The sequence below is a fragment of the Thermocatellispora tengchongensis genome, from assembly GCF_014202315.1.
Classification (GTDB): domain Bacteria; phylum Actinomycetota; class Actinomycetes; order Streptosporangiales; family Streptosporangiaceae; genus Thermocatellispora; species Thermocatellispora tengchongensis.
Window position 1 is genome coordinate 53,517 of record NZ_JACHGN010000002.1, and the last position, 17,466, is coordinate 70,982.

Sequence of the window (17,466 nt, forward strand, 5' to 3'; positions counted from 1 at the left end):
CCGGGGTCCGCCATCGGATAGGGTCGTAAGGGTCGCGACTGGCGCATCGAGGTGGGAAAACCACCGGGGAGCGGAAGGAGCGGAGGCCGTGCGCCTGGGTCTTCGCGGGACGCCAACTCAAGGAGGAGCGATGAGTCTCGCCCACGTGGATCCGGAGATCGCCGAGCTCATCAAGGCCGAGGAGCGCAGGCAGGCCGACACCGTCAAGCTGATCCCCTCGGAGAACTACGTCTCCAAGGCGGTGCTGGAGGCCACCGGCACCGTCCTGACCAACAAGTACTCCGAGGGCTACGCCGGCAAGCGCTACTACGAGGGCCAGCAGGTCATCGACCAGATCGAGACCCTGGCCATCGAGCGGGCCAAGGCCCTGTTCGGGGTGCGCCACGCCAACGTCCAGCCCTACTCGGGCTCCCCGGCCAACCTGGCGATCTACATGGCCTTCGCCTCGCCCGGCGACACCGTGATGGGCATGGGCCTGCCCTTCGGCGGCCACCTCACCCACGGCTGGTCGGTCTCGGCCACCGGCAAGTGGTTCAACCCCGTCCGCTACGGCGTGCGCCGCGACACCGGCCGCATCGACATGGACGAGGTGCGCGACCTCGCCCGCGAGCACCGGCCCAAACTGATCTTCTGCGGCGGCACCGCGATCCCGCGCACCATCGACTTCCCGGCCTTCGCCGAGATCGCCCGCGAGGTCGGGGCCGTGCTCGCCGCCGACATCGCCCACATCGCCGGCCTCGTCGCCGGCGGCGCCCACCCCTCGCCGGTCGGCCACGCCGACGTCATCTCCACCACCACGCACAAGACCCTGCGCGGCCCGCGCGGCGCCATGCTCATGGCCGACTCCGACGAGCACGCCACCGCGCTGAACAAGGCCGTCTTCCCCGGCCTCCAGGGCGGCCCGCACAACCACACCACCGCCGCAATCGCGGTCGCGCTCAAGGAGGCCGCGGCGCCCGAGTTCTCCGCGTACGCCCACCAGGTGGTCGCCAACGCCAAGGCCCTGGCCGACGAGCTCCTCGCCCGCGGCTTCGACCTCGTCTCCGGCGGCACCGACAACCACCTGATCCTGATCGACCTGACCTCCAAGGGCGTCGCCGGCAAGCCCGCGGCCCAGGCCCTGGACCGCGCCGGCCTGGAGACCAACTACAACACCGTCCCGTTCGACCCGCGCAAGCCCTTCGACCCCTCCGGCCTGCGCATCGGCACCCCGTCGGTCACCTCGCGGGGCATGGGCGAGGCCGAGATGCGCCAGATCGCCGCCTGGATGGACGAGGTCGTCACCGCCGTCGCCAAGGGCGACGCCGAGGATGTCATCACCCGCGTCCACGCCGAGGTCAGCGCCCTCACCGGCAAGTACCCCACGCCGGGCCTGACCGCCTGACCCACCCCGCTCCGCACGCCGCCCCGGCCCCAGGCCGAGGGCGGCGTCGCCGTGTGCGGGGAAAACCCGGTGAGCCCCGGCGGAGGGGTGTGCTAGATTTCCGCTCCAGTGGCCGCGAACGGCGCGGTCCCGGCATCCGAGGGGGTGAGGACTATGCGGGTCTTTCTGACGTGCCCGTCGACTCCTCTTTCCACCCGGATGCCCGCGTCTCGCTGACGCCTGCGCGTGGCATCCCGCCGCAAAGGATGCTTCACCGATGTCTTCACCAGTGACCACTGGTACTTCCGGTATCTCCCGCCTCTCCGCGCTGGGCTGGGACGACACCTTCGCCGCCGCCCTGCCGGGCGGCACCGTCCCCGCGCGGGTCGCGCGCGTGGACCGCGGGGCCGCCGAGGTGGCCGCCGCCGACGGGCCGCACCACGCCCAGTACTCCGCGCGGGTGCGCCGCGCCGCCGCCGAGAACCCCGTCGCGCTGCCGTGCGTGGGCGACTGGGTGGCGCTGCGCCTGCTCGCCGAGGGCCGCTACGAGCTGGAGGCCGTGCTGCCGCGGCGCACGTCGTTCGTACGCGGCGGCGTGAGCCGCGACTCGCGCGGCGGCCTGTCCGGCGACGGGCAGGGGCAGGTCCTGGCCGCCAACGTGGACGTGGTGTTCGTGGCCGAGCCGGCCATGCACGCCACCGACTTCGCCGACCTGGGACGCATCGAACGGCTGGTCGCGCTCGCCTGGGAGAGCGGGGGCACGCCGGTGGTCGTCATCACCAAGGCCGACCTGTTCGACCAGGGCCTGCCCGACCTCCTCGCCGACGTGGCGGCGGCCGCCCCGGGCGTGGACGTGCACGCCGTCTCCGTCCACCGGGGGGAGGGCGTGGAGACCGTGCGCGGCTACCTGCCGCCCGGCAGGACCGCGGTCGTGCTCGGCCCGTCGGGCGCGGGCAAGTCCACCCTGGTCAACGCCATGGCCGGGGCCGAGGTGATGGTCACCCAGCAGGTCCGCGCCGGCGACGGCCGCGGCAGGCACACCACCGTCCACCGCGAGCTGATCACCCTCCCGGGCGGCGGCCTCGTCATCGACACCCCCGGCATCCGCCGGATCGGCCTGTACGACATGAGCGACGGCGTGGACCGGGTCTTCGCCGACATCGACGAACTGGCCGAACGGTGCCGCTTCTCCGACTGCGGCCACAACGGCGAACCCGGCTGCGCCGTCATCGAGGCCGTGGAGTCCGGCGACCTGCCCGAACGCCGCCTGGCAAGCTGGTACAAGCTCCAGCGCGAGGCCGCCTGGATGGCCGCACGCACCGACGCCCGCCTACGCGCCGAACAGACCCGCAAGTGGAAGATCATCCACAAGGAGATCCGCCGAAGCAACCGCAACCGCCCCTGACCCACCACCCACTGAGGCGGGGCCGAGCACAACCGGCCCCACCGCTCAGTCGAGGTGGCCGCGGCTCCAGTGCGAGGGCCGGGCGCGCCACCCCCGCCCCGGCCCCATCCGCCGCCCGCTCCGGGAGGGAGAGGCGGGCGGCCGCAGCTCAGCGAGGTAGCCGCGGGTCCAGGGCCGGGCGGCCACCCCCGCCCCGGCCCCGTCCCCTCCTGGGGAGAGGCGGGCGACCGCAACAGGCGTCGCCGCCCCTTCCCTATGGCCGCTCCCGGAGGGAGGGGCGGGCAACCGGCCCCGGCCGGTCTGGTACCACCCCTCCTCGTGGTCGCCGACGCGGGAAAGAGCCGGCGACAGCGCACCGACCCGGGCCGCCCGCTCCCCTCACCGCGCTCGCCACGGAGGTGGCCGAGGGCGTGGTGCGGGCAATCGGCCCCGGCCACCGGTCGTCTCCTGCCGGCGGTCGTCGGGGACGTGGGCGACCACAAGCGCCCCTGACCGGAGCCGCCCCCTCCCCAGGCACCGCCGAAGGGGAGGGAGCGGCATCGCAGCCCCGCCCGTCGCGGGGGGGACAGGGGTGGGCCCTCCGGGGCCCGCATCGGGGAGAGGACGCGTGCACGCTCTCTTCGTGGTAGCGGGCCGAAGGGCAGGGCGGATGCCACTCCCTCCCTGCGGTCCCTCTCATAGGGAGGGGCGGGCAACCGCAACGGGCACCGGCCGCAGGTCATCCCCTTCAAGCGGTCGTCGGTGGGGGAAGGTGGGCGAGCACGAGCGCCCCTGACCGGAGCCCGGGCCCTTCCCCAGGCCACCCGCCCACGGGGAGAGAGGGCATCCCTGCTCCGCCTCCTGGTCCCGCATCGGGGAGGGATGCCTACACGCTCTCTTCGCGGTCGCCGAGGGGAAGAGCGGATGGCCGCACCCCGAGGAAGGGGGCGGGCAACCGGCACCCGCCCTGGCCGCCGCCTGCTTCCGGAGGGAGGGGCGGGTGACCGCGTACCGGGGTGGGGCGAGGGGAGGGGGCGGTGGGTGGGGGTAGGGGGCGGGTATGAGTGAAATGCCGGATTTCCTGCCCTTCGCCGATCGGGAGGAGGCGGGGCGGATGCTGGCCGGGCGGCTGGAGAAGCTGGAGTTGGGCGGGGCCGAGGTGCTGGGGCTGGCGCGTGGGGGTGTGCAGGTGGCCCGGCCGGTGGCGGAGCGGGTGGGGGGAAGGCTCGACGTGCTCGTCACCAGGAAGATCGGGTATCCGCCGCAGCCCGAGCTGGGGGTGGGGGCCATCGCCGAGGGAGGGGAGCCCGTCTACGACGCGGGGCTGATGCGCAAGCTCGGGCTGGAGGAGGAGGATCTGGCCGAGGTGGCCGCCGCCGAGCGGGAGGAGGTGCGGCGGCGGGTGCGGGCGTACCGGGGGGATCGGCCGCCGCCGGAGATGGCCGGGCGGGACGTGGTGATCGTGGACGACGGGCTGGCCACGGGGGTGACGGCGCGGGCGGCGCTGCGCATGGCGCGGTCGCGGGGGCCGGCGCGTCTGGTGCTGGCCGTGCCGGTGGGCGCCGGCGACACCGTGGAGTCGATGCTCCAGGAGGCCGACGAAGTCGTCGTGCTGGCCACGCCGGTACGTTTCATGGCGGTCGGTCAGTGGTATGACCGCTTCGACCAGCTTTCCGATGAGGATGTGCTCGACATCCTCGGGCGCCGGTAGGGCGGGCGTGCCCGCGGGGGCCCGGGGGTGTGCGTGAGCATGCTCACGCGTGATCTCGCTGGATCGGCGAGATCACGCGCGCGGCGGGGGTGTGCGGGGTGAAGGGGGATCAGGCGGCGCTGATGCCGGCGCTGGCGGCGCGGCGCATACGACGACGGCGCTCCGAGGCGCGCTCGTCCTCGTTCAGCCCGCCCCAGGTGCCGTACTTCTCCGGCCGGGACAGGGCGTAGTCGAGGCACTCGGCGCGGACCGGACACTGGGCGCAGATGGCCTTGGCCTTGCGCTCGCGGATGTCCCGTTCCGGCTGACGCTCACCGTCGGGGCCAAAGAAGAGTACGAGGTCCTCACCCCGGCACGCGGCATCATCCTGCCAGCCCCAACTGGGCCGCGGGCGGGCGATCTGCCGACGTACCTGAGACATGAGACAACCACCTTAGTGAGAGGTATTTCGTGTTTGTGCCGCATTGGACGCTTGTGACGTCCCTGTTTGCAACGCGTGGAACGGCCGTGGTTGTTCCCGGGTGTCAGGTCAGGACCGGCGTGGCATACCGCACAGGCTCCAGCCTGTCCAGCGAAACCAGCCGGTAGGTCGTGATCGTTTCGGCGCAAGCCGTACCGCACGGCGCTTGGAACGCCACCGGTTCGACCACAACCCGGACCCGGACGTCGCCGGAGCGCACTACCGCTTCGGTGACGTCGCCGTCCGCCCTCGAGGATTCCACGGCCACTCCGCCGACCGAGAGTTCCCCCGTACGCTCACGGACGAAATGCTCAGCGGCCTGCAGTGGCTCAGGGATGCCCGCGCGTCCCCGGTAACGGTCGAGAACCACCTCGCCGTGCCGGTACGCGTCAGCCGCCGCGATCGCGGCGGCCCCAGACATGCTGCCGTAGTAAAGCCCGTGTGGCAAGCACACCAGGTTGGCGGCGTATCGATCGCCGCCAACGTGTGACGTTTCCCACACCGATTCCGGGAGGCGTTCCCCCAGGAGTCGGGCCAGAGGCTGTCCAATGCGGGCACAACACGCGTTGCGCTTTGCGTGCGTGCAGACCAGAAATACCGGCTCGCTCACCAGTATGCAGGACTCCGGGACCACTCCGTGCACGAGCGCGTCCAGGTCAAGATCGTCCGGATCAGCGAAAACGCCCTCGGCCAGCCACGGAGCGGGCCCGACGCCGTACGCCAATAGCACATGGACCTCTCGCCCCTCCGCGCGGGGCCGCCGTCCCGGGCGCCGGATGAGCTGCGTGCGGATGCCCAGCGCGGTGGCCCGCTCGATGAGCGCCGCCATGTGGCCGGGCATCCGGGTGTCGGGGACCTGCGCCGCCCAGGGGCCGTTGTGCTCGATCAGGAGCCAGTAGCGGGCCTTGGTGGTGGCGCTGGCCAGAACGGGCGCCTCGCCGGTGTGGCACGAGGGCGGGTGGGTGCATCCCCTGAACGTCACCGGTTCCCCGGCCGCTCGCTCCCCCTGCCCCTCGGACACCGTCGTCCCCTTTCCGACCTCGACTTAGGTAACCCTAACCTAACGTCTGGGGGAGCGGTTGCGCAAACGCAGCGATCGGGCGGCGCGGCCCGGGGGTCAGGCGAGCGCGGCTCGGGCGGCGGGGAGGGCGGCGGCGCGGTCCTCGGGCACCAGGCCGATGCGGGTGCGGCGGTCCAGCAGGTCGGCGGCGTCGAGCGCGCCCTCGTGGCGCACCGCCCAGACCAGCTCGGCCCGGGTCACCGGGAGGCCGGGCACGACCGGCTCGGCGAGCGCGGGGTCGGCCTCGCTCAGGGCGAGCACCGCCGGGGCCTCGGTGCCGTACAGGGCCGCGAGGCGCGCCGTGCGCGCGTCCATGGGCCTCGGCGGGGCCCAGGGGCCTCTCAGGGGCCCCGCGGGCGCGCCGACCAGTGGGAGGAGGGCCGTGCGGCTCGCGCCCGCCTGAAGGCCGCTGAGGGCCACGGCGCGGTCCACCGCGTCCTGCGCCATCCGCCGGTACGTCGTCAGCTTCCCGCCGACCACCGTCACCACGCCTTCGGGCGAGGCGAGCACCGCGTGCCGGCGCGACAGGTCGGCCGTGCGCGCCCCGTTGCCCGCCAGCAGCGGCCGGAGCCCCGCGTACGCCCCCGCGACCTCCCCGCGCGGCACCGGGGACTCCAGCACCGTGCCCAGCAGCTCCAGCAGGAACCGCACGTCCTCCTCGGGGGGCTCGGGCACGTCCGGGACCGGGCCGTCCAGCGGCTCGTCGGTCAGGCCGACGTACACGCGCCCGTCCGGCTGCGGGAGCACCAGCGCGAACCGGTTGGCCGTCCCCGGAACCGGCACGTGCAGGCCCGCCCGCAGGCCGGGCAGGGTGCCGGGGCGCAGCACCAGGTGCGTGCCGCGCGAGGGGCGCAGCTCCACCGAGGGCGCCAGCCCGCCCGCCCACACCCCGGCCGCGTTGACCACCGCCCTGGCCCTGATCGCGAAGACCGCGCCGGTCAGCTCGTCCCGGACCTCGGCGCCCTCGCCGGACAGGGCCAGCGCGCGGCACCGGGTGAGCACCCGCGCGCCGTACCCGGCGGCGGTCCTGGCCAGCGCGACGACCAGGCGCGCGTCGTCGGCCAGCCGGCCGTCCCAGGACAGCAGCGCCCCGCGCAGCCCCCGCCGGGGCAGCGGCGGGGCGAGCGCCAGCGCCCGCTCCGCCCCGATCGCCGACGGCCCCGGCAGCAGGCGGCGCGGCGTGCCGGCGGCGGCCCGCAGCGCGTCGCCGAGCGCGTAGCCGGCCATCACCGTGGCGGCCTTGCCCGGCGGGACGCCGGGCGTGAGCGGCAGCAGGTACGGGAACGCCCGGACCAGGTGCGGCGCCGTGCGCGCGAGCAGGATTCCGCGCTCCACCGCGCTCTCGCGGGCCACCCCCACCTGGCCCTTCGCCAGGTACCGCAGCCCGCCGTGGATCATCTTCGAGCTCCACCGCGAGGTGCCGAAGGCCAGGTCGTGCGCGTCGATGGCGACCACGGACAGGCCGCGGGAGGCCGCGTCGAGCGCCGCGCCCGCGCCGGTGGCGCCGAGGCCGACGACGAGCACGTCGGCCACCAGTTCGCGCGCCTCGGCCAGTTCGCGCTCGCGCCTGGCCGCGTTCAGCGAGGTGCCCTCGGGGGGTGTGATCACGGCCGCACGTACCCTTCCAGGAGCGCGGTCAGCTCGGCGTCGAGGTCGCCGAGCGAGACCGCGGGGTCGGTCATCGTGGGGGCGGACAGCAGGAACGACTGCGCGGTGAGCAGCACCGCGCGGGCCATCGGCGCCGTGCGCCCGGGGCGCACCCGCCCGCTCGCCTGCCCCGCCGCCAGCATCTCCTCGATCGTGGCCAGCATCGCCTCGTGGCTCGCGCCGCGCCGGTCGATGAGGTACGGCAGCAGCAGCTCGGGGTCCACCTCCACGATCTTCCGCCACAGGGGGTGCGCGCGCAGCGCCCGCACGCCCGCCACCACCGCCTCGACCGGGTCCTCCGCCCGCACCCCGGCCGTGACCGCGGTCCACTCGCGGGTCATCAGGTCGGCCACCAGGGCGCGCACGTCGGGCCAGTGCCGGTAGATCGTCATGCGGGACAGCCCGGCGCGCCTGGCCACGTCGGTCAGCGTGGTCCGGCGCACGCCGACGGCCAGCACGCACGCCCGCGCCGCGTCGAGCACGGCGTCCGCGTGCGGGCGCTGCGGACCCGGATTGTGACGGATGGACGTCATATGTAACAGTGTAGTCATGGCGGATGACCCGGGACGGGCGGAGCGGCCCGAGATGCTGTGGCGCGGCTGGGGCGAGCCCGAGAAGGAGGCCCCGCTGCCGGAGCCGGTGCGCGAGCTGCTGGAGGCGCTGCTGGGCGTGCGCGCGCCCGCCGCTCCCGCCGCCGGGCTGGACGAGGTGCGCCTGCCGCCGGTCGCGCTCGGCGCCGGCGCCCTGGAGGAGCTGCGCGCCGCCGTGGGCGCCGAGCACGTGCGCGACGACGCCGAGGCCCGGGTCCGCCACACGCGCGGCAAGTCCACCCCCGACCTGATCCGGATGCGGCGGGGCGACGGCTCCGACGCGCCCGACGCGGTGGTGTGCCCCGGCTCGCACGCCGAGGTGGAGCGGGTGCTCGCCCTGTGCTCCGGGCGCCGGATCGCGGTGGTGCCCTTCGGCGGCGGCACCTCGGTGGTGGGCGGGCTCGCCCCCGAGCGCGGCGGCTTCGCCGGGGTGATCGCGCTGGACCTGCGCCGCCTGGACCGGCTGGTCGCGGTGGACGAGGAGTCCATGCTGGCCGAGCTGGAACCCGGGCTGCGCGCCCCGGACGCCGAGCGGCTGCTCGGCGCGCACGGCCTGACGCTGGGCCACTTCCCGCAGTCCTACGAGTACGCCACCCTGGGCGGCTTCGCCGCGGCCAGGTCCAGCGGCCAGGCGTCGGCCGGCTACGGCCGCTTCGACGACATGGTGGCCGGGCTGACCGTGGCCACCCCGCGCGGCACCCTCGACCTCGGCCGCGCGCCACGCTCGGCCGCCGGGCCCGACCTGCGCCAGCTCGTGCTGGGGTCGGAGGGCGCGTTCGGCGTGATCACCTCGCTGCGGCTGCGGGTGCGGCGCCGGCCGGGGGCGGCGGCGTACGAGGGGTGGCGGTTCGGGTCCTTCACCGAGGGCGCGCGGGCCGTGCGCGCGCTCGCCCAGGGCGGCGGGCGCCTGCCCGCGGTGCTGCGCCTGTCCGACGAGACCGAGACCATGGTGGGCCTGGCCAGGCCGGACGAGCTGGGCGAGGGCGGCCCCGGCGCGGGCTGCCTGCTGGTGGCCGGGCACGAGGGCGCCACGCCCGAGGACGTCGCCGCCGCCCGCGAGCGGACCGCCGCGGCGCTGTCGGCGTACGGGGGCGAGCCCCTGGGCCCCGAGCCGGGCGAGGGCTGGGCGCGCGGGCGCTACTCCGCGCCCTACCTGCGCGACGCGCTGCTCGCCGCGGGCGCCACGGCCGAGACCCTGGAGACGGCCGGGTTCTGGTCCGCGCTGCCCGCCCTGTACGAGTCCGTACGCGCGGCGCTGCGCGAGGCGCTCGGCTCGCCGCTGGTCATGTGCCACATCTCGCACGTGTACGAGACCGGCGCCTCGCTGTACTTCACCGTCGTCACCGCCCAGGGCCCCGACCCGGTGGGGGAGTGGGCCCGGGCGAAGCGGGCGGCGAACGAGGCGATCGTCGCGGCGGGCGGCACGATCTCCCACCACCACGGCGTCGGCCGCGACCACCTGGCCGCGTACGCCGCCGAGATCGGCGAGGTGGGCGTGGAGATCCTGCGCGCGGTCAAGGAACGCCTCGACCCGGCGGGCGTGCTCAACCCGGGCGTGCTGGTCCCCTGACGCCCTCGTCACCGGCGTCCCCTGGCGATCCCTGGTGATCCCCGGCGTTCCCTGACGCGCTTCTCCCGGCTTCTTGACCGGGAATCGGTCGCGCGGCCGGGGGCGTCCCGGCGAAGATATGACCATGGTCGAAGTCGCGGCGGAGCGCGGTAGGCAGGCGTCCTCACGGGTGTCCGAGGAGGGCGCGGGGTGGGCCTGCGCCGAGGTCGGCTCGTTCCGCGACCTGCAGCCGGGCAACGAGAGCTTCAGCTGGCTGAACCCGGCCACGCTGTGGCGCTCCCGCAACGAGATCCTGGCCGGGCTGTTCGGCGACCCGTCCGGCGAGGTGCGGCGGCGCTGGATGGAGGCGCAGCGGGCGCGCGGGGCCGACCCCGGCTGCCGCATCGACCCCGGCGTCGGCCCGGAGTTCTCCTTCCTGCTGCTCGGCGACCCCGGCGAGGGCGACGCGTCCCAGTACGCCGTGGTGCCCGGCATGCTGAAGGTCGGCGCCGGCACCGACTTCGCGGTCGTCGCCAGCGACGTGGTCTACCCCACCGGCTCCGGCAACGAGTACGGCGCGAAGTTCTTCCGCCCCTACCAGGACTATCCCCGGCCGATCTACGCGATCCCCGGCAACCACGACTGGTACGACGGGCTCGGCGGCTTCATGCGGGTCTTCTGCGAGGCGCCCCCGCTGGAGGTGCAGAAGGAGGGCTTCAGCCTCTCGCCGCGCGGCCTGCGCGGGCTGCTGTGGCGCCGCCCGGAGCCGATCGACGAGGACCTCCTCGCCGAGGCGCGGGCGTTACGCGGCCGGCCGGAGCAGCGGGCGGTGCAGCCGGGGCCGTACTGGGTGATGGAGACCGAGAGCCTGCTCATCGTGGCCATCGACACCGGCATCACCGGCGCGATCGACCGCGACCAGGGCGCCTGGCTGCGCCGGGTGTCCGCCGACCCGCGCCCCAAGCTGCTCATCACCGGCAAGCCGCTGTACGTCCGCAACGAGCGCAGGCCGGGCCCGATCGAGGGCGGCGGCACCGTGGACGACATCGTGCGCGACCCGGCCCACAACTACGTCGCCGCGATCGGCGGCGACGTGCACAACTACCAGCGCTACCCGGTGGACGTCGGCGGGCGCACCATCCAGTACATCGTCTCCGGCGGCGCCGGGGCGTTCATGCACGCCACCCACACGATCGGCCGGGTGGACGTCGGGGGCGTGCGCGAGGACGACTTCCGCTGCTACCCCCTGCGCGGCGACTCGCTGTCCTTCTACAGCCTGCTCTACAGCCGCAGGCTGCGCATGCGCTGGCTCTACCTGAGCCCGGAGGAGGCCGCGGCGATCATGCGGGAGCGGATCGGCAACGATCCGGTGCGCCCGGTCTCGCGCCAGGTGCGGATCACCCGGCGCATGCGCTGGGCGGCGCGGCTGCTCGGGGCGTGGCCGATGCCGCTGCGCCTGCCGGTGGGCCGGGCGTTCCACCGCTACCTCTCCGAGCTGTCCGACTGGGACACCCCGCCGTTCTTCAAGAGCTTCCTGCACATCGCGGTCACGCCCGCGGAGCTGGTCATCCGCTGCTTCGCCGCCACCGGCTGCCGGGCGCAGGAGATCGAGGTCCCGATGGAGGACGAGGTGCGCATCCCGCTGCGCTGAGCCGCCTGCCGCCGTCCCCCGCCGCCGTGCCGGACTGTCACACCCTCATGGCAGCCTGGGGATGTGCATGTTGCGGTGGCGGCCGATCCCGCCGGAGGGGGCGGCGAGCTGCGTCCCGGGGGCCACGTGGCCGACCTCGCCGCGGCGGTGCGCGAGCGCGAGGGCGACCGCCCGCGCTGGGTGTGGGCCGACGCCGGCGAGGTCTACCCGGGGCTGCTCGCGGCCGGCGTGCGCCTGGGCCGCTGCCACGACATCGCGCTGACCGAGGGGCTGCTGCTCGCCAGTGAGGGCCGGTACGGCGAGCCCAGATCGGCGCGGGCGGCGTACGCGCGGCTGCGCGGCCTGCCGGTGCCCGAGGAGCACGACGGGGCCCGGCCCGCGCAGGCCACGCTGTTCGAGCCGGAGCCCGAGGGGCCCGCCGTGCCCGCCATCGACGTCGTCGAGGAGGTCTACGCCGACCAGCTCCGGCGCATCGACAAGACCCCCGACCCGCACCGCTTCCGGCTGCTCGTCGCCGCCGAGTCCGCGGGCGCGCTGATCGCGGCCGAGATGAGCCACGACGGCATGCCCTGGCGCGAGGACGTCCACGACGAGCTGCTCACCGGACTGCTCGGCCCCCGCCCGGTCCACGGCATGCGCCCGGCCAAGCTGCAGGCGCTGGCCGACGAGGTGAGCGCCGCCTTCGGCCGCCCGGTCAACCCCGACTCCCCGCAGCAGATCGTCAAGGCGTTCAAGTCGGCCGGGCTGTCCGTCCCGTCCACCCGCTCCCACGTCCTGAAGGGCGTGGACCATCCGGCGGTGGGGCCGCTGCTGGCGTACAAGGAGCTGGCCAGGCTGTTCAGCTTCCACGGCTGGACCTGGGCCGACCAGTGGGTGCGCGGCGGGCGCTTCCGCCCCGAGTACGTCGTGGGCGGCGTCGTGTCCGGCCGGTGGGCCACCAGCGGCGGCGGGGCGCTGCAGATCCCCAAGGTCATGCGCCGGGTCGTCGTCGCCGACGAGGGCTGGACCCTCGTCGTCGCCGACGCCGCGCAGCTCGAACCCCGGGTGCTCGCGGCCATGGCGGGCGATCGTGGCCTGGCCCGCGCCGCGGGCGAGATCGACCTGTACGCCGCGCTGGCCCAGGCGTTCGGCGGCGAGCGCCAGCACGCCAAGATCGCCATGCTCTCGGCCATGTACGGCGGCACCAGCGGCGACGCCCCCAAGCTGCTGGCCGTGATGCGCCAGCGCTTCCCTCAGGCGTACGCGTTCGTCGAGGACGCCGCCCGAGCCGGCGAGGAGGGCCGCGTGGTGCGCTCCTGGCTCGGCCGCACCTCCCCGCCGCCGTCGCCGCGCTGGCGCGAGCTGGTCTCCGGCCCCGAGGGCGCCCGCGCGGCCCGCGACCGGGGCCGTTTCACCCGCAACTTCGTGGTGCAGGCCACGGCCGCCGAGTGGGCGCTGGTCATGATGGCCGTGCTGCGCGGCCGGCTGCCCGAGCCGGCCCGCCTGGTGTTCTTCCAGCACGACGAGGTCATGGTGCACTGCCCGGCCGGCCTCGCCGCCGAGGTCGTCGCGGCGGTGGGCGCCGCCGCCGAGGAGGCCACCCGGCTGCTGTTCGGCGCGACGCCCGTGCGCTTCCCCATGGAGGCCGTGCCCGTCACGTGTTACGCGGACGCGAAATAGGCCGCGAAACAGGCGAGGTCAGCAGCCGGGCCGCGCACAGCACCACCATGACCCCCACGGCGACGCCCAGCGCGCCGTACGACAGGCCGCCCACGATCGCCCCGGCCACCACGGTGCCGCTCGCCCCGCACACGTTCATCAGCAGGTCCGACAGGCCCTGCACGGCCGGGCGGCGCTCGATCGGCACGGCCTCGCTCAGCATCGCCGAGCCCGCCACCAGGCCGCAGGACCACCCCGTCCCCAGCAGGAACAGGCCGACGGTGATCTGCACCACGCCGTGCTCGCCGGAGGTGCCGGCCAGCGCCGCCGCGGCCAGGAGCTGCGCCATGCCGAGCACCAGCACCGGCACCCGGCCCACGCGGTCGGCGAGCCAGCCGACCACCGGCGACAGCACGAACATCCCGGCGATGTGCAGGCTCAGCACCACGCCGATCACCGACACGCTCGCCCCGCCGTGGTCCAGGTGGACCGGCGTCATCGACATCACCGACACCATCGCGGTGTGGCTGACCGCGATGGCCAGCAGCGCCAGCCGCGCCGCCCGCGAGGCGCGCAGCACCTCCCACGCCTGCCGCAGCGCCCGCTCCCCGCGCCCGCCGGGGCCCGAGGCCGCGTCCGTCCGCGCGGTGGCGCGGGCCAGCAGCAGCGGGTCGGGCCGCAGCCCGAGCACCACGACGCCGAGGGCGACCGCGAACGTGATCCCCGCCAGCGTGAACGGCCCCGCCTCCGGCACGACGTCGAGCGCCCCCGCGAGGTCCGCGGCGGGCTGCGCCAGGTTCGGCCCCGCCACCGAGCCGATGGTCGCCGCCCACACCACCAGCGACAGGTGCCGGGCCGAGTGCCCCGGCGGGGACAGGTCGGTCGCGGCGTAGCGCGCGGCGAGGTTGCCCGCGCTCCCGCCGCCGACCAGGACCAGCCCCGCGAGCAGCAGCGGCCACGACCCCAGCACGATCGCGGCCACGCTGATCACGCACCCGGCCAGCGCCGCGCCGTACGCGAGCGAGAGCCCCGCCCGCCGCCCGCCCCGCCCCGACGCCTTGGCCGTCGGCACGGCCAGCGAGGCCGCGCCCAGCACCGTCGCCGTCCCGGCCAGCCCGCTGATCGCCTCCGACCCCGACAGCCGGAACACCAGCAGCGAACTCAGCGCCAGCCCGACCGCGACCCCGACGCCGCCCACGATCTGGGCCCCCGCGAGCACCACGAGCGTCCGCCGCTGCACTCTCCGCGTATCAGGAGACCCGGAGATTTCATCCCTAACCGCCCCAAACGTCACCAGTGCAGTGTGTCATCGCCCCAACCCCCCAGTCCTCCCGCCGTGCGTTTTCCTTCCGGCGAAGGGGAAACGGTGGCCGGTGCGGGTCAGGCCGGGGGCCGGGAAGCGAGGGATCCCGGGTCAGGTGGGGGCCGGGAGCGGGCCAGGCGGGAGCCGGGAATCCGAGGGCGGGAGCGGGGTCAGGCGGGGGCCGGGAAGCCGGGGGCGGGCGGGGGTCGGGAAGCTGGGGCCGGGAGCGGGTCAGGCGGGGGTCGGGAAGCCGGGGGCGGGAGCGGGGTCAGGCGGGGGTGAAGCCGGCGAAGAAGGTTTCGCGTATCTCGGCGCCCTCGTCCCACTTCAGGTCCGGGGCGGAGAAGGTGATCTTGTAGGCGCGTTCGGCGTCCACGGTGACGAAGCGGGTGAGCGTGTGCGCGGGCACGCCGTTGGAGAGGGTGTGGGTGTACTCCCAGTCGGCCGCGCGCCAGGAGCCCCAGGTGACGGGCTGGAGCTGGACCTGGATGTACTCCGCCAGCTCCGACTTCTCGCGCTCCTCGCCGAGGGTGGCCAGGCCGCCGTCGGAGGCGCTGGGGGCCTTCTCCACGGTGATCGTCTGCTGGCCCCCGTCGGGGTCGCTGAACGTCGCCTTGGTGTCGGTCGCCGACACCTTCCAGTCCTCGGGGACCGTGACCGTGACGCCGATCTGGGTGCGCGCCTTGTAGCCCTCGGGCACCTCGCCGGTGCCGCTGACCGGCTGCTGCGAGGTCTGCGAGGTCTGCGCGGTCGGGGCGGCGCTGGAGGTGAACCGGGCGGGCTCCTCGCCCGAGCCGCCCGCCCGCAGGAGCAGCACGGCCAGCAGCACCGCGCCCGCCGTGCCGGCCGCGGCCAGCAGCAGGCGTGGGGTCGGGCGGCCGTGCCGGAACCAGGTCCCTCCGTCCGGCCTGCGGCGGGGCGGCCTGCCGAAATCGCCCCTTCCGCCGCCGCGGGCACGGCCCTCGTCGCGCCTCGCGGCGCCCCTGGCGCGGCCCTCCTCGGCCGCCGCGCGGCCTCGTGCGCCGACGCGGGGGATCTCGCCGGTCGTGCCGGTGCGCCGCGCTCCGCCCGTACGCGCGCCTGGGCCGTCGCCGCGCCCGCCCGTGCCGCCGGAGCGGGTGCCGGGGTCGGCCTGGCGCGTGTCGCCGCCGACCGGGAAGCCCGGGTCGCGGTTGGCGCGGGCGGCGCGGATCGCCTCGAAGGCGCCGCTGTTGATGCGGCCCGCCGGGGGAGCGCCGGTCGCTCCGGGGCCGGTCGGGGGAGCGCCGGTCGCTCCGGGGCCGGTCGGGGCGGTCGTCCCGGGGGTCGTTCCCCCCATCCGGGGCTGCGTCTGCGGGCCGGAGGCGCTGCCGAAGGCGTCGAAGCCGGGGGCCGCGGCCGGCTGGGGTCCGGACGGGCCGCCGAAGGCGTCGAAGCGGTGGGGGCCCGACGGGCCGCCGAACGCGGCGTCCTGGCCGGGGGCCCGTCGTGGGCCGGCGCCGGTGCCGGGGTGAGGGCCGGACGGGCCGGTGAACGCGTCGAAGGCGGGGGCCGCCTGCTGCGGGCCGGAGGTGCTGCCGAACGCGTCGAAGCCGGGGGGCGCCGTCGGCTGAGGGCCGGACGGGCCGCCGAAGTCGTCGTAGCGGTGAGGTCCCGACGGGCCGCCGAAGTCGTCGTGGCGTTGCGGGCCGGTGCCGGGCTGGGGGCCGGAGGGGCTGCCGAAGGCGTCGTAGCCGGTGGTGGGCAGCGGGCCGGAAGGGCTGCTCATCGCGTCGTAGGGGGCGCCGAGCGGCTGTACGGGGCGCAGGATCGCGTTGGTGCTGTACGTGCCGGTCGGCCCGGAGAACGGGTCGTACGGCACCGGCCTGCCGTAGCCGTCGGTGGTCTCGGCCGCGGGGGAGCGCCGGGAGGGGGTCTCGTAGCCGCCCGATCCCGGGTCGTACGGCACCCGCACCGGGCCCGAGGGCGTCTCGATGATCCGCGACGGCATCGGGCCGGGCGGCGGGTCGAGGGGCGGCATCAGGTGCACCGGCAGGGCGTCGCCGGTCTTGGCCAGCGGGTCGGCGTACTGGGCGTAGGAGTCGGCGGGATGCGGCGCCACGGGCACGCCGTGGGAGCCGGTGGTGTGGCCCGCGGCGGTGGAGCCGTGTGTGCGCAGGATGCGCTCCAGCAGGTCGGCGACCTGCTCGGCGGAGATGCGGTCGGCGGGGTTCTTGCGCAGCAGGCCCTCGATCACCGGCAGCAGGGCGCCGGCGCGCTCGGGGCGCGAGGGCTCCTGGGTGAGCACCGCGCCGAGCACGGCCACGGCGTCCGGCCCCTCGTACGGCGGGCGGCCCTCGACCGCGGCGTACAGGGTGGCGCCGAACGACCACAGGTCGGCGGCCTGGGTGATGGAGTGGCCCTGCAGCCGCTCCGGCGGGATGTACGCGGGCGAGCCCATGAGCAGGCCCGTCTGGGTGATGGTGACGTCGCCCTCGATGGCGGCGATGCCGAAGTCGGTGAGCACGACCCGGTCGGTGGTCAGCAGGACGTTGCCGGGCTTGATGTCGCGGTGCAGGATGCCGGCGGCGTGCGCGTGCCTGAGCGCGTCCAGCACCCGGATGCCGATCTCGGCGGCCTGGAGGACCGACAGCGGCCCGTTGGTGCGCACGGCCTGCTCCAAAGACCAGGCGCGGACCAGCTCCATCACGATCCAGGGACGGCCGTCCTCCTCCACGACGTCGTGGACGGTGACGATGCCGGGGTGGCTGAGCCGCGCGGCCGAGCGGGCCTCGCGCATCATGCGCCGGTGGGCGACCTGCTTGCCCGAGTGGTCCAGGCCGAAGGGCAGGATCAGCTCCTTGACCGCGACGTCGCGGTCGAGCAGCACGTCGTGGGCGTGCCACACCATGCCCATGCCGCCACGGCCGACCGGCGACAGCAGACGGTAGCGCCTGCCGACCAGTCTGCCCTGGCCGTCGGGGACTCCCCGGGCCGCGTCGCGGCCCTCCGGCGCGGAGGGATCGCCGAGCAAGCGATCTGTCATACGACGGCCCCTATATCCAGTCCCAACCGACCCATCCGTCTCTCAGGCCCCACGACATGAGCCGCGATTCGTGCAGATTGCGAGGGTGGCCACGCTATCGGGATGG

Annotated in this window: 12 protein-coding genes and 1 riboswitch; of the genes, 6 read left to right on the forward strand and 6 right to left on the reverse strand. The window is 75.3% G+C overall.

Annotation, left to right across the window (positions count from 1 at the left end):
• The first annotated feature begins 24 nt into the window (after nucleotides 1–24).
• Nucleotides 25–107, forward strand: a riboswitch (ZMP/ZTP riboswitch).
• A 23-nt stretch (nucleotides 108–130) separates the two neighbouring features.
• The 3 genes from glyA (at nucleotide 131) to HNP84_RS03700 (ending at nucleotide 4,458) form a co-directional block, all read left to right on the forward strand.
• Nucleotides 131–1,384 (forward strand): serine hydroxymethyltransferase, encoded by a 1,254-nt coding sequence (glyA, locus tag HNP84_RS03690; protein ID WP_185047925.1) that lies wholly within the window; start codon nucleotides 131–133, stop codon nucleotides 1,382–1,384.
• A 256-nt stretch (nucleotides 1,385–1,640) separates the two neighbouring features.
• Nucleotides 1,641–2,768 carry a ribosome small subunit-dependent GTPase A gene (gene rsgA, locus HNP84_RS03695; RefSeq protein WP_185047926.1) on the forward strand — a complete coding sequence of 376 codons (1,128 nt, stop codon included), beginning with the start codon at nucleotides 1,641–1,643 and terminating at the stop codon, nucleotides 2,766–2,768.
• Between the two features lie 1,039 nt (nucleotides 2,769–3,807).
• Nucleotides 3,808–4,458 (forward strand): phosphoribosyltransferase, encoded by a 651-nt coding sequence (locus tag HNP84_RS03700; protein ID WP_221335844.1) that lies wholly within the window; start codon nucleotides 3,808–3,810, stop codon nucleotides 4,456–4,458.
• 109 nt (nucleotides 4,459–4,567) lie between these two features.
• Here HNP84_RS03700 and HNP84_RS03705 read toward each other — a convergent pair whose 3' ends face one another.
• From HNP84_RS03705 to HNP84_RS03720, 4 genes are all read right to left on the reverse strand, one after another.
• A complete protein-coding gene (locus HNP84_RS03705; protein WP_093171423.1) occupies nucleotides 4,568–4,879 on the reverse strand; it encodes a WhiB family transcriptional regulator in 312 nt (103 codons plus the stop codon).
• 103 nt (nucleotides 4,880–4,982) lie between these two features.
• Nucleotides 4,983–5,939, reverse strand: a complete 957-nt coding sequence (locus HNP84_RS03710) for a sucrase ferredoxin (RefSeq protein ID WP_312923622.1) — start codon at nucleotides 5,937–5,939, stop codon at nucleotides 4,983–4,985.
• A gap of 96 nt (nucleotides 5,940–6,035) precedes the next feature.
• A complete protein-coding gene (locus HNP84_RS03715) occupies nucleotides 6,036–7,586 on the reverse strand; it encodes a glycerol-3-phosphate dehydrogenase/oxidase (protein ID WP_376771819.1) in 1,551 nt (516 codons plus the stop codon).
• A complete protein-coding gene (locus tag HNP84_RS03720; protein WP_185047927.1) occupies nucleotides 7,583–8,158 on the reverse strand; it encodes a TetR/AcrR family transcriptional regulator in 576 nt (191 codons plus the stop codon). The genes HNP84_RS03715 and HNP84_RS03720 overlap by 4 nt, the downstream gene beginning before the upstream one ends.
• Nucleotides 8,159–8,174: 16 nt before the next feature.
• Between HNP84_RS03720 and HNP84_RS03725 the strand changes: the two genes are divergently transcribed.
• From HNP84_RS03725 to HNP84_RS03735, 3 genes are all read left to right on the forward strand, one after another.
• Nucleotides 8,175–9,785, forward strand: a complete 1,611-nt coding sequence (locus HNP84_RS03725) for an FAD-binding oxidoreductase (RefSeq protein ID WP_425586091.1) — start codon at nucleotides 8,175–8,177, stop codon at nucleotides 9,783–9,785.
• A 124-nt stretch (nucleotides 9,786–9,909) separates the two neighbouring features.
• Nucleotides 9,910–11,415, forward strand: a complete 1,506-nt coding sequence (locus HNP84_RS03730) for a metallophosphoesterase family protein (protein ID WP_185047928.1) — start codon at nucleotides 9,910–9,912, stop codon at nucleotides 11,413–11,415.
• A gap of 63 nt (nucleotides 11,416–11,478) precedes the next feature.
• Nucleotides 11,479–13,074 (forward strand): bifunctional 3'-5' exonuclease/DNA polymerase, encoded by a 1,596-nt coding sequence (locus tag HNP84_RS03735; protein WP_185047929.1) that lies wholly within the window; start codon nucleotides 11,479–11,481, stop codon nucleotides 13,072–13,074.
• Here the strand turns inward: HNP84_RS03735 and HNP84_RS03740 are convergent.
• Together HNP84_RS03740 and HNP84_RS54715 are read right to left on the reverse strand one after the other, a co-directional pair.
• Nucleotides 13,049–14,293, reverse strand: coding sequence for an MFS transporter (locus HNP84_RS03740; RefSeq protein ID WP_312923625.1), 1,245 nt, complete (start codon nucleotides 14,291–14,293; stop codon nucleotides 13,049–13,051). The genes HNP84_RS03735 and HNP84_RS03740 overlap by 26 nt on opposite strands.
• A gap of 331 nt (nucleotides 14,294–14,624) precedes the next feature.
• Entirely contained in the window at nucleotides 14,625–17,360 is a 2,736-nt protein-coding gene (locus tag HNP84_RS54715; RefSeq protein ID WP_281396016.1) for a protein kinase domain-containing protein, read from the reverse strand.
• Nucleotides 17,361–17,466 lie beyond the last annotated feature (106 nt).